Source organism: Hyalangium sp. (assembly GCF_035629615.1).
Classification (GTDB): Bacteria; Myxococcota; Myxococcia; order Myxococcales; family Myxococcaceae; genus Hyalangium.
Genome location: NZ_DASPHO010000395.1, coordinates 1 through 12,190, shown reverse-complemented (window position 1 = coordinate 12,190; position 12,190 = coordinate 1). Strand labels below are relative to the sequence as shown.

The window sequence follows — 12,190 nt, the reverse complement described above, 5'->3', positions numbered from 1 at the left end:
CCGCCACCTCGAGAGCCAGGGGGACTCCCACGACGGAGGCCACCGAGAAGGCCCCCATCACCGCGCCCATGGCCCTCCCGCGCCGCTCCACGGGGATGAGCTCGGCGACGATGGCCATGGCCAGCGAGGTGGCCGGGCCGCCGAACAAGCCGGCGAGCACCCGCGCGAACATCAGCGAGGGGAGCCCCATCGCCAGGCCCCCGGCGCCCGTGGCCAGCACCAGCCCCAGCATGCAGACGGCCAGCGCCTTGCGCCTGTCAAAGCGATCGAGGAAGTAGCCGCCCACCAGCCCGGCCACGCTGGCGGCCGCCGTGTAGCTGCCGGCAATGTAGCCGATGTGCGAGGAGTCGATGCCCAGCCCTCTCGCGAAGTCGGGGCCCAGCGGCATCACCATCACGAAGTCGAGGATGTTGACGAACTGGACCGCCCCGATCAGGAAGATGACGGCGCGCTCGGAGACAGGACGGGACGACATGCGAGCAAAGAACTAACACCATCGGCTCCGAAGTGCACCCCAGGTGAGGGCGTGCTTCAGGAGCGGCTCAGACCCGGAAGCGGCGCACCTCGCCGCGCAGCACTTCCGCCTGCTTCTGCAGGTGATCGATGGCCTCCTCCAGCTGCCGCACGGAGCGCGTCTGGTGCTCGGAGACGCCCTTGATGGTCTCCACCGCCTTGAGCACCTGCTCGCTGCCCTTGGTCTGCTCCTTCTGGGCGCGGTTGAGGTGGGTGACCATCTCGTTGATGCTCTCGATGGAGCGGGTGATCTGCTTGCTGCCCTGCGTCTGCTCCTGACTGCTGCGCTGCACGTGCGCGGTGATGGCCTTCATCCGCTCGGCGCTCTTGATGATCTGATCGCTGCCCTTGGCCTGCTCGTTGGAGGCCTTGGAGATCATCGACACCGTCTCGGAGATGCGCTGGATGGCCGCCGTCACCTGCCGGCTGCCGCGGGCCTGCTCCACCGTGGCCCGGGCAATGGCCTTCACCATCTGCGTGGCCTTCTGGGCGCTGTCGTTGATCTTCCACAGCGCGCCCTCGGCATCCCGGCCCAGCTGCACGCCCTCCTCCACGTTCTTCACGCCCTGGTTCATCACCGCGACGGCATTGCGGCTCTCGTCCTGGATGCTGCGGATGAGCTCGGCGATCTCCTTGGTGGACGCGCCGGTGCGCTCGGCCAGATCCTTGATCTCCTCAGCCACCACCGCGAAGCCCTTGCCGTGCTCGCCCGCCTGGGCGGCGATGATGGCGGCGTTGAGCGCTAGGAGATTTGTCTGCTCGGCCACATCGTCGATGACGTTGAGGATGTTGCCGATGTCCGAGATGCGCTTGCCCAGGCTCTCGATGACGCCGGCGGCGGTGCGGCTCGTCTCCTTGATACGGTCAATGCCCGTGAGCGTCTTCTGCAGCGACTCCACGCCGGACTGGGCGTCTTCGGACACCTGCTCGGACAGGCGGGCCGTCTCGTTGGCGTTCGTCTCCACCTGTCCGATGGAGGAGTCCATCCGCTTGATGTTCTCCGAGGTCTCCTCGGTGGAGGAGGACAGGGCGGCGATGTTGGTGGCCACCTCGCGGATGGAGAAGGACATCTCCTCGATGGCGCTGGTCGTCTCCTCCACGCTGGCGGCCATGGACTGGACGTTCTCGGCCACCTCGTCGTTGGTGGCGGCCATCTGCACGATGGAGGAGCTGCTCTGCTCGGCGCTCTGGTAGAGCACCTCCACGTTGTCCGCGATGCCGCGCAGGCTCGCCAGCATCTCCACCATGGAGGAGGACGTCTCCTCCACGCGCGCCTGGACGGTGCTCGCGCCCGAGGACACGGTGGTGCCGGTGCGGGAGATCTGCTCGATGACGCCCGCCAGGCCCTCGGACACGCCGCGCACACGCCCCAGCGTCTCGCGCCAGCTCTGGCCAATGCGGTTGAGGGCCTCGGCCAGCTTGCCCAGCTCGTCCTGGGTGGCCACGTCCACCCGGCCCGTCAAGTCAGACTCGGCCAGCCGGCGCGCCATGGACATCATCGCGTCCAGCGGCTGGAGGATGCGCAGCCGGGTGACGAAGATGAACACGAGCACGAAGAGCAGCATCCCCACGCCGAACACCTGCAGCATGTTCCAGCGCAGCGAAGAGACCGCCTCGGAGATGCCGGAGAAGTTCACCCCGACCAGGGCCCACCCCTTGTCCCCCTCCAGGGACGCGGTGAGGATCCGGTCGCTGTTCGCCAGATCGTGGGACGCGGGCATCCCGCTCTTGGCGAAGCCCATCACCAGGGGAGCGAAGTCCTTGGGCAGAACGCCCACGGTGGCGACAGGCTGGCCGTCCTTGTCGAGGATGGCGGCGAACTTGAAGTCGTCGTCCCAGCGCATCGGCTCGAGGACGCTGCGCAGGGGCTGGCCCGCCTGGATGGCCAGCCCGTCCGAGGCGATGACCCCCGCGAGCTCCTGGGCCTTCGCGCGCCCGTGCACCGCGAGCCGGGTGTTGAGGAACGTCTTCACCGAGTCCGCCACCACGATGGCGAACACCACGAAGAGGGCGGCTTGCGCCACGGTGAAGACGCCGAAGAGGAGGCCGCGGAGACCGACTTTCTGGAGGATGCGAGCCAAGGCCCCGCCATCAAAGGAGGGAATCCAACAAAGGGCAAGGAACGGGAAGGGATCCTCCCCTCCAGGTTGGAAGAATCCGGGATCACCATGGATTCTGGTCCACAGGGGGAGTAGGTCCTGCCCCCTCCTCCCCTGGAGCCGCCGCATGCCTCCCCCCACCCTCCTGCTGACTGCCCCCCTGTTCCTGAAGCACGAGCCGGGTCCGGGGCACCCGGAGAGCCCAGCGCGGTTGCGGAGCATCCTCTCGGTGCTGGAGCGCGCGCCGGTAGAAGGGGCGCAGGTGGCAGCACCCCGCGCTGCGACGGAGGCGGAGCTGGCCTCGGTCCACACGCCGGAGCTGTGTAAGTACCTGTCGGGTCTGGCGGGAGAGGAGGCCGACATTGATCCGGACACCCATGCGTCCGAGGACAGCTACGACGCGGCGGTGCTCGCCGCGGGGGCGGCGGTGCAGGCGGTACAGGAGGTGATGGCGGGCCGGGCGCGCAATGCCTTCGCGCTGGTGCGGCCCCCCGGGCACCACGCGGAGCCCGGCCGCTCCATGGGCTTCTGCCTCTTCAACAACGTGGCGATCGCGGCGGAGGCGGCGCGCCGTCAGGGGGCCGAGCGGGTGCTGGTGCTCGACTGGGACGTGCACCACGGCAACGGCACCCAGGCGGCCTTCTGGGCGCGCAGGGATGTGCTCTACCAGTCCGTGCACCAGTACCCCTACTACCCGGGCACGGGAGCGCCGCACGAGGTGGGGGTAGGCGAAGGCCAGGGCTTTACCGTCAACTGCGGCATCCCCGGGGGTGCCACGGACGCGGACTACGGGGCCCTCTTCGAGGAGCTGTTCCTGCCCATAGCGGACGCGTTCCGGCCGCAGCTCATCCTCGTCTCGGCGGGCTTCGATCCGCACCGGGACGACCCCATCGGGGGGATGCTGCTCAGCGAGCGGGGCTTCGCCGCGATGTGCTCGGCCATGAAGTCGCTGGCGGAGAGCGTGTGCGACGGCCGGCTGGTGCTGCTGCTGGAGGGGGGCTACTCGCTGCAGGGGCTCTCCCAGTCCGTGCACGCGTGTGTGGAGGTGCTCGCGGGCCGGAAGGACAGCTTCCCCACCGGGGAGACGACCTCGGAGACGAGGCACGCGCTGGCCCGAAGCCGCGAGGCGCTGAAGCCCTACTGGCACCTGCGGTGAGCCCGGAGCGCCGAGCCCCCGCTACCAGGACGCAACCCCCGGCTGCCGGTCCTCTGGGACGAAGCGCGCCACGGTGGCCAGGAGCTCATCGAGCTCCAGCGGCTTCGGCAGGTACCCCTCTACCCCCAGCCGGGAGACCTCCGAGGCGCTGAGGCCCTGTCCGGAGACGATGACCACGGGGATGGAGGCGAACTCCTCCTGGGAGCGCTGCCAGGCGCGGAAGGCCCACCCACTGACGTCCGGCATCATCAGGTCGAGCAGGATGAGATCCGGACGCAGGCCCTTCTCCAGCGCCTCCAGCGCCTCGCGGCCGGTGCTCGCGGTGGTGACGCAGTACCCCTCCAGCTCGAGGGCGTCCTGAAGCGACAGCAAGATGTCATGGTCGTCATCGACGACCAGCAGGCAGCTCCGAGGCTCCATTGCCCTCTCCTCCCTTCCCTTCAGGGTGAGGATGACTGCGGGGCATGGCCACCGAGGGGTTCCGCCCTGCGCCCGAAGGGAGAGCGAGCGAGGCAGGCTCCCGCTCGGGGAATACCCCCATGGCGGTGAGATGGGAGCGCAGCCCCCGCTTCGCACGCGGCACGATGGCCGGAGCATCCTTACCTAAGACAGGTACGCCTCTCGTCCTCGATTGAAGCCATGAATCCAAGCACTTCCAGCATCGGCCTCCATGGCTCCAGCAACGGGCACGAGGAGGGTGCGCGCCATGACTTCCCGGAGTCCCGCGTGAAGGGGCAAGAAGAGATCTCCACCCAGCGACCCACCCCCGAATATTCTCTGCGCCTGCTGACCACGGCAGGCCGCCTGCTCTCCCGCCGGACGAGTGGCCTGCGCCGCCTGCTCCGAGACGTCGCACGCCTGACCACCACCCATGGACTGGCCACCTTCTGCCTGGTGGACCTCGTCACGAGGGATGGAGGGCCGCACCGGGTGACGGCGGCCCATGAGGATCCGGAGCAGGAGATCCGGCTCCGGGCCCTCGTCAGCCACTCGCGCTCGGACACCGCGTTCAGCCCGCTCCTGGATGTGATCCACACCGGCATCTCGCAGCGCTTCGTAGACTACCCGGTGGAGATCCGCCGAGAGGTGGGGATGCTCCCGGAGCCTCTGGCGAGCCTGGAGGAGTTCGAGCCCCGCTCGGTGCTGATGGTGCCGCTGAAGGGGCGGCGGCGCGTGCTCGGCATGCTGCTGCTGGGCCGGTGCGCGCCCGAGGCGCCTTATGGGCCTCAAGATCTCGAGGTGGCCGAGGAGCTCGCGCGCCGCATCGTCGCTGGCATGGACATCCGCCGCCTGGCGCGCCGGGCGCGAAGGGCCGAGCGCAAGGCGCGGTTCATCGCCCGGGCCAGCCAGGCGCTCGCGGCTTCGCTCGACTTCCGTGTGACGCTGGATCGGGTGGCGCAGCTCGCGGTGCCCGGGGTGGCGGACCTGTGCGCGGTGGACATGCTCGAGGAGGATGGGAGGATCCGGCGGCTGGCGGTGGCGCACCGGGTGCAGGAGAAGGCCGCGGTGGCCTGGGAGCTCGAGCACCGCTGGCCCTCCCGCCTGGATGACTTCTACGGGCCCGGCAGGGTCATCCACAACGGCCAGCCGGAGCTGCGCGGCGAGGTGCCCGAGGCGAAGCTGCCGCGAGCGGCCCGCGACGGGGAGCACCTGCGCGCCCTGCGCTCCCTGGGGCTCGAGTCGTACCTCATCGCCCCGCTGCAGGCGCGCGGGAGGACGCTGGGGGCCATCACCTTCGCCTATGCCGGCTCCCACCGGCGCTACCGCAAGGCGGATCTGCGCCTGGCCATGGAGCTGGCGGCGCGCGCGGCCCTGGCGGTGGACAACGCCCTGCTCTACCGCGCCTCTCTGGAGGCGGTGAGGCTGAGGGACGAGTTCCTTGCCGTCGCCTCGCACGAGCTGAAGACACCGCTCACCCCGCTGAGCCTCCGGCTGCAGAGCCTCCGGCGGGAGCTGGAGCGGCGGGACGCTCCGGTGGATTCCGCTCGCCTGAAGGAGCACGTCACCGTGCTCCAGCGCCAGTGCAAGCGGCTGTCCACGCTGGCGGAGAGCCTGCTGGACGTGTCCCGGCTCGAGGTGGGGCGGCTGGTGCTGGACCTGGAGGATGTGGATCTCTCGGTGCTGGTGCGAGAGGTCGTCAGTCGCTTCGCGGCGCAGGCCGCGCGGACGAGCACCCCGCTGGAGGTGAGCGCCGGGGAGCCGGTGGTGGGGCGCTGGGATCGGATCCGCCTGGAGCAGGTGGTGAGTAGCCTGCTCAGCAACGCGCTCAAGTACGGTGCGGGCCGCCCCGTCACCGTGGCTGTCGAGCGCGTCCCCACGGGAGCGCGGCTGACCGTGCGGGACGACGGCATCGGCATCTCGCCCGAGCACCTGCCGCGGATCTTCGACCGCTTCGAGCGCGCTGTCTCCGCGGAGCACTTCGGCGGGCTGGGGCTGGGGCTCTACCTCACGCGCCACCTCGTGGGGGCGTTCGGCGGCACCATCCGGGCCTCCAGCGAGCCCGGCAAGGGCGCCGCCTTCGAGGTGGATCTGCCGCTCGCCTCACCCGCGCCTTGACGCAGAGCAGCCTCTGCCCCAGCGTGGCGGCAACGCGGGAGAGGGCAGATGGCTGAGAGGAAGTACGAGACGGCCCTGGTGACGGGGGCCTCGAGCGGGCTGGGGCGTGGGCTGGCCCTGTGGTTCGCCAGGCGCGGCACGCGGGTGTTCGCCGCGGCCAGGCGCAAGGATCACCTCCAGACACTCGCCGAGGAGGCCCGCGCGGCCGGCGGCACGGTGGAGCCGGTGGAGATGGACATCTCACGGACGGACGAGACGATCGCGCGCATCCAACGGATCGACGCGGACTGCGGCGGGCTGGAGCTGGTGGTGGCCAACGCCGGCGTAGGGCACAACACGAACGGGAAGCGCTTCGACTGGGAGCGCGTGAAGCAGGTGCTCGACGTCAACGTCCAGGGCACGGCGGCCACCCTGGGCGCGGTGCTGCCGCAGATGGTGGAGCGCAAGCGCGGCCACCTGGTGGGCATCTCCAGCATCGCGGCCTTCCGGGGGCTGCCCCGCAACGCCGCCTACTCCGGCTCGAAGGCGTTCCTGGCCATCTTCCTGGAGAGCCTGCGCGTGGATCTGCGGGGCACCGGCGTGCGCGTCACCTGCATCCACCCGGGCTTCGTGAGGACAGAGATGACGGCGCCGAACAAGCACCCCATGCCCTTCATGCTGGAGCCGGAGGACGCGGCGGAGCGCATGGGGCGCGCCATCCTGCGCGGCGTGCCCGTGTTCTCCTTCCCATGGCAGACGCGCGCGGCGATGGGGGTGGCGCAGGCGCTCCCCAACGCCGTCTTCGATCCGTTGATGCGCAAGCTGCGCTGAGGGCCCTCGACCCGAGCCCTCTCTCCGAAGGCCCGCGCTACTGCTGGCCCATCAGGAACTGCTGCTCGTCGATCTGGCCCTTCTGAGGGGCGACATCCTTCGGCTCGGTCCCCTTCTTGAAGAACATGTGCTTCATGTGCTTGGAGCCCTCGGAGGCGATCTTCCCCGTCTTCACGTCGATGGGCAGGCGCACCAGCTGCATGCTCTGCCAGGGGAGGAACTCCGACTGGGGCCGCTCCGCGATGGCCTTCTTCATGTAGTCCAGCCAGATGGGGAGCGCGGCGCGGCCACCCGTCTCGAAGCGGTTGAGCGGGTGCACGTTCAAGTCATAGCCCACCCATGCCACCGTCACGAGATCCCGGGTGAAGGCGGAGAACCACGTGTCGAACGAGTCGTTGGTAGTGCCCGTCTTGCCCGCGGAGGGCCGTCCCAGGCGCTGGGCCGGGCCGCCCGTGCCCTCCAGCACCACCCCGCGCATGAGGTTCGTGACGATGAAGCCCGTCTCCGGGCTCATGACCTGCTCGCCCGGCTCGAAGAGGCGCGCGTAGCCGGAGGCCACCCGGTCCTGCAGCGGTGCCCACGGATCGTCATGCGCGGTGTGGTCCTCCAGCGTGCGCCCGAAGCGATCCTCGATCTTGCGGACGAAGTAGGTGGGCTTCTTGCGCCCGTAGCGGTTGAAGGTGGCGTACACCTGCGCCAGCTCGAGGGGGTACACGCACGAGGAGCCGAGCGCGGCGGAGAAGTCCATGTTCATCGGCGTGGACAGGCCGAGCGTCTTCGCCCACTCGGCCATGTTCTTGGTGCCCACCGCCCCGAACGTCTTCACCGCGGGGATGTTCATGGAGTTGATGAGCGCGGTGCGCAGCAGCACCTCCCCCTCGAACTCCGAGGTGAAGTTCTCCGGCTTCCAGGAGACCTTGTTGTCCGGATCGTGCTCGACGATGGGCGAGTCCACGATGACGGTGGCCTGCGTCCAGTTGAGCTTCTCGATGGCCGCCGCGTAGACCAGCGGCTTGTAGGAGCTGCCCGGCTGGCGGCACGCCTGGAAGGCGCGGTTGAACTCGTTGTCGTCGAAGTCGTACCCGCCCACCATGGCGGTGAGGTACTGCCGGTGCGGATCGATGGAGACGAGCGCGCTCTGCGGCTCGGGGAGCTGCTCCAGCCGGAAGAGCTTGGGCCCTTTGTTGGCGGGGGCGGGCTTGGGAGCCTCGGCGGTCTCCGCCTTGGGCTCGTCGTCGGGGATCTCCTCGGCCAGCTTCTTGTCGTACTGGTCCTTGTCGTCCCACAGGTCCCTCTTCTTCACGTGGCGGACGACGATCAGATCTCCCTCGGAGATCGCCTTCTTCACCGAGGAGATCATCCCGCCCGGTGAGTAGTAGGACTCGGGGTTGACCTTGCGCGCCCAGCGCATGCCGATCAGCGGCAGCCGGCCAGTGTACGGGCCGATCTGGATGTCGGCGCCCTTGCCGTCGGCGTCGATCTTGGACACCAGCGCCACATAGAGCCGGTTGAGGATGAGGTCTTCGTCGCCCATGACCTTCTTCGCGCGAGCGACGAAGGCGCTGCGCTCCTCCGGGGGCAGGGGCTTCTCGGTGAGCGGGCCGCGCCAGCCCTGGCGCTTGTCCAGCTCGAGCAGGCCGGTGAGCACCGCCTCCTGCGCGGCGCGCTGCCGCTCGCTGTCCATGGTGGTGAAGACCTTCAGGCCCTGCTCCAGCAGCACTGGGTTACCGTAGCGATCCACGATGTCTCGGCGGGCCTGCTCCACGAAGTACGGGGCGAACTCGTGGAACACGTCCTCCACGGGGTACACGTTCACGGGCTCGGCGTTGGCCGTGTCATGCTCGGCCTGGGTGATCATCCCCTCGTCCAGCATGCGGCGCAGCACGTAGGAGCGGCGCTTCTTGGCCGCCTCGGGCCGCAGGAAGGGCGAGTAGCGGCTGGGCGCCTGGGGCAGTCCGGCGATGAGCGTCATCTCCCCCAGCGTCAGATCCTTCACGTCCTTGCGGTAGTAGTTCTCCGCGGCGCTCTGCACACCGTAGCTGTGGTGCCCGAGGAAGACGTTGTTCAGGTAGAGGTAGAGGATCTCCTCCTTCGTCAGCGCCGCCTCCAGGCGCATGGCGAGCAGGGCCTCGCGGATCTTCCGCTTGGGCGTCTTGGCGGTGGCCTCCTTGTAGCCCTCGGCGCCAATGAGCACCGCCTTCGCCGTCTGCTGCGTCAGGGTGGAGCCGCCCTGTACCCCGCCGCTGCGCAGGCCCAGCTTGGAGAGCACCGTCTTGGTGACGGCGCGCGTCGTGCCCAGCACGTCCACGCCGAAGTGGTCGAAGAAGCTGGCGTCCTCGCTGGCGATGAAGGCCTGCACCAGCCGCTTGGGGATGCGCTCATAGGGCACCACCTTGCGCCGCTGGTTGTAGAACTCGCCGGCCAGCACCGCGTCGTCCGTATAAACCTCGGTGACGACGGGCGGCCAGTACTCATCCACCTTGGGGATGGCGGGCAGGCCCGGGGAGAAGATGTAGTACACCGCCACCACGGAGACGACTCCGGCGGTGGCCCCCGTGAGGGCGAGCCAGCCCAGGAGCTTGAGGGGGAAGACCCACTTGGGGCGCTTCTTTCCTTCCTCGAGGACGAGCTTCGAGCGGCTGCGGTCAATCATCGGTTTCGGAGTGCTCATGACGGTTCCAGCGCAGCTCTTCTGAGTATGTCCTTCAGCTCTGGAGGCAACTGCGCCTCCACCGTCACCTTCCCACCGTGTTGGGGGTGAGGAAATTCGATGCGCTCGGCGTGCAGGAACAGACGTTTCAAGCCCCACCGGGCCCGCACATCCCGGTTGAAGGCAAAATCACCATACTTCTTGTCCCCGGCAACGGGGTGACCCACTGAGGCCAGGTGCCTTCTTATCTGATGAGTGCGCCCCGTCTCGATGGAGCAGGAGAGCAGCGCCACCTCGCTCGACTGCCGGATGACCTTCCACCGGGTGAGCGCCGCCTGCATGTTCACCCCTCGACGGGCCTTGGACTCGGCCGTCTGCTGGTGCTCCGAGAGGGGCAAGTCAATGACCCCGGAGTCCTTGGGCATCTTCCCCTTCACCAGGGTGAGGTAGCGCTTGCGGGATCTACCCTCAGTGAAAACTTCTGTGAAGTGGACCATTGCGGGGCGGCGCTTGGCCACGAGGATGACGCCGGAGGTCTCCCGGTCCAGGCGGTGGGCGGGGGAGGCGGTGAAGTCGTTGCGGACGGCCGTGGGCCCGAGGTAGGCACGGACATAGTCCACCAGGGTGCCCCCGGTGATGCCGCTGCCGGTGTGGACGGCCATGCCGCTGGGCTTGTCCACGGCCATCATCCAGTCGTCCTCCAGGAGGATGACGAGCTCGCTGGGGTCCACGGGAGGGGGGGCGGGGAGGGTGCGGGGACCGGACTTGGCAGGGCCGAGGAGCTGCTGCTCGTCACCGCGGATGGCGATGACGTCCCCGGCAGCCAGGGGCTGCTCGGGCTGGGCCCGCTTGCCGTTCACGCGGACCTTCTTGACGCGGATCATCTTGAAGAGGTGGCTGGTGGGGATGTTGGGCAGGCGCTTGCGCAGGTACTTGTCCAGCCGCATCCCCGTACTGTCCTCTTCGATTCGATACTCGATCATTTGTTCTTTGCACGGGACCAGAGCACACGAATAATGGCGGGTCCATGCCGAAGGCTCCCAGTATCGAGAAGCTGCTTCAGAGTGGTTCGGCCGAGTGGAACAAACTCCGCAAGGCTGGCCAGGTACCCACCGACCACACAGGCGCTACGTTCACCCAGCTCTTCTCCGCGAACGCGGACTTGTCGGGCCTGGAGCTCGTGGGCTCCGAGTGGGAGCGGTGCGACCTGTCGAAAATGAACTTCCGCGACGCGGACCTTTCCAACGCGTACTTCCACGGAGGACGGTTACAGGACTGTGACTTCCGGGGCGCGAACCTCGAGGGGGCGACCTTCGAGAAGTTGAAGCTGCTGCGCTGCGACTTCACAGGGGCGAGGGGGTTGGAGGAGCTGGAGCTGGAGGACGTGGACATGGACCGGGTGGTGGGCCTGGATGGTGAGGAGGCCCCTCCCCCGCCGCCCCCTCCGGCACAGGGAATCACGGCCTTCACGCGCGAGCAGCGGGAGAAGGCGCTGGGCGCGGCCGCGGCGGCAGTGGTGGGGCCGGCGGCGGAGGAGCTGCCGCCCTTCAAGCCTCAGGACACTCCGGGGGCCTTGTTCTTCCGGGCGTTGAAGCGGCAGGCGGCCCCGCCGGTGTGGGTGCTGGACGTGCCGGGGCTGAGGCCGCTGCTGCCGCAGCGGTTGCCGCCGGGCTCTTCGCTGGAGGGGATGTACCGCGAGGCGGTGAAGTCCCGGCTGGAGAACAAGAAGCCGTCGGCGGATCCAGGGGCGGTGGAGCGGGCGCAGAAGTCGCTGCGGCTGGGTGGGAAGGACGCGGCGGTGGCGGCCATGTACCTGCGGGAGGTGGGGGTCGTGCCGCTGTTCCGGTTCTCGGCGGCGAAGGTGCTGAAGGACGCGCTGCGGGCGGAGGTGGATGTCGATGACCTGACGGGGGCGATCGACCCGCGGGTGACGGGGGCGCTGCTGGAGCTGCGGCTCACGCACGAGGTGGTGGAGCACCTGCAGGAGGCTCGGCGGCGGCTGGCGGCGACGCAGCTCTACACGGCGCTGTTGGAGGCGGGCTTCAACCCGGAGAACAACTGGGACGAGGCGCTAGAGTCGGCGGAGCCGGCGATGGAGCTGGCGCAGGCGGCGACGGGGGAGAATCGGAACGCGCTGTTCGAGGGCTTCCAGGTGTTCGCGGCGTTGCCGGAGGAGGCGCGGCTGCGGCGGCTGGCGTACCTGGCGGAGACGGTGACGCACCTGGAGCTGGTGAGCCGGCTGCCGGAGGGGATGGAGCCGCAGTGGCTGACGGGGCCGGAGACGCGCGAGTGCCACGATCGGGAGATGACGTACATCCAGTCGCTGAAGGCGGCGGAGATCCCTGCGAAGGTGGCGGTGCTGGCGAAGGCGGAGCTGGGCGTGCCCGAGGGCGAGGTGCCCGAGGA

Annotated in this window: 9 protein-coding genes; 4 read left to right on the top strand and 5 right to left on the bottom strand. The window is 68.9% G+C overall.

Annotated elements, in window-relative coordinates; translation table 11 throughout:
• Positions 1–475: MFS transporter (locus VD972_RS20490; RefSeq protein ID WP_324989528.1), on the bottom strand; the 475-nt coding region annotated here is incomplete at its 3' end.
• A 67-nt stretch (positions 476–542) separates the two neighbouring features.
• Positions 543–2,594 carry a methyl-accepting chemotaxis protein gene (locus tag VD972_RS20485; protein WP_324989526.1) on the bottom strand — a complete coding sequence of 684 codons (2,052 nt, stop codon included), beginning with the start codon at positions 2,592–2,594 and terminating at the stop codon, positions 543–545.
• A 145-nt stretch (positions 2,595–2,739) separates the two neighbouring features.
• On the opposite strand from VD972_RS20485, the gene VD972_RS20480 reads away from it, so the two are divergent.
• Complete coding sequence (locus tag VD972_RS20480; RefSeq protein WP_324989524.1) at positions 2,740–3,768, top strand: histone deacetylase; 1,029 nt, start codon at positions 2,740–2,742, stop codon at positions 3,766–3,768.
• Between the two features lie 21 nt (positions 3,769–3,789).
• Here the strand turns inward: VD972_RS20480 and VD972_RS20475 are convergent, their stop codons facing one another.
• Positions 3,790–4,188, bottom strand: coding sequence for a response regulator (locus tag VD972_RS20475; protein WP_324989522.1), 399 nt, complete (start codon positions 4,186–4,188; stop codon positions 3,790–3,792).
• 219 nt (positions 4,189–4,407) lie between these two features.
• Here VD972_RS20475 and VD972_RS20470 point away from each other — a divergent pair, with 219 nt between their 5' ends.
• Positions 4,408–6,324, top strand: a complete 1,917-nt coding sequence (locus tag VD972_RS20470) for a sensor histidine kinase (RefSeq protein WP_324989520.1) — start codon at positions 4,408–4,410, stop codon at positions 6,322–6,324.
• A gap of 48 nt (positions 6,325–6,372) precedes the next feature.
• The gene (locus VD972_RS20465) at positions 6,373–7,134 is read left to right on the top strand and encodes an SDR family NAD(P)-dependent oxidoreductase (RefSeq protein WP_324989519.1); all 762 of its coding nucleotides are present in this window, start codon (positions 6,373–6,375) and stop codon (positions 7,132–7,134) included.
• 37 nt (positions 7,135–7,171) lie between these two features.
• Here VD972_RS20465 and VD972_RS20460 read toward each other — a convergent pair whose 3' ends face one another.
• Both VD972_RS20460 and VD972_RS20455 read right to left on the bottom strand, forming a co-directional pair.
• The gene (locus VD972_RS20460; protein WP_324989517.1) at positions 7,172–9,805 is read right to left on the bottom strand and encodes a PBP1A family penicillin-binding protein; all 2,634 of its coding nucleotides are present in this window, start codon (positions 9,803–9,805) and stop codon (positions 7,172–7,174) included.
• Positions 9,802–10,767 carry an RluA family pseudouridine synthase gene (locus VD972_RS20455; protein WP_324989515.1) on the bottom strand — a complete coding sequence of 322 codons (966 nt, stop codon included), beginning with the start codon at positions 10,765–10,767 and terminating at the stop codon, positions 9,802–9,804. Before VD972_RS20455 ends, VD972_RS20460 begins: the two co-directional genes overlap by 4 nt.
• A 44-nt stretch (positions 10,768–10,811) precedes the next feature.
• On the opposite strand from VD972_RS20455, the gene VD972_RS20450 reads away from it, so the two are divergent.
• Positions 10,812–12,190: pentapeptide repeat-containing protein (locus tag VD972_RS20450; RefSeq protein ID WP_324989513.1), on the top strand; the 1,379-nt coding region annotated here is incomplete at its 3' end.

Coding starts and splice junctions, on each gene's coding strand:
- VD972_RS20455 (WP_324989515.1), bottom strand. CDS start 10,767: ATGATCGAGTATCGAATCGAAGAGGACAGTACGGGGATGCGGCTGGAC.
- VD972_RS20465 (WP_324989519.1), top strand. CDS start 6,373: ATGGCTGAGAGGAAGTACGAGACGGCCCTGGTGACGGGGGCCTCGAGC.
- VD972_RS20475 (WP_324989522.1), bottom strand. CDS start 4,188: ATGGAGCCTCGGAGCTGCCTGCTGGTCGTCGATGACGACCATGACATC.
- VD972_RS20460 (WP_324989517.1), bottom strand. CDS start 9,805: ATGAGCACTCCGAAACCGATGATTGACCGCAGCCGCTCGAAGCTCGTC.
- VD972_RS20470 (WP_324989520.1), top strand. CDS start 4,408: ATGAATCCAAGCACTTCCAGCATCGGCCTCCATGGCTCCAGCAACGGG.
- VD972_RS20480 (WP_324989524.1), top strand. CDS start 2,740: ATGCCTCCCCCCACCCTCCTGCTGACTGCCCCCCTGTTCCTGAAGCAC.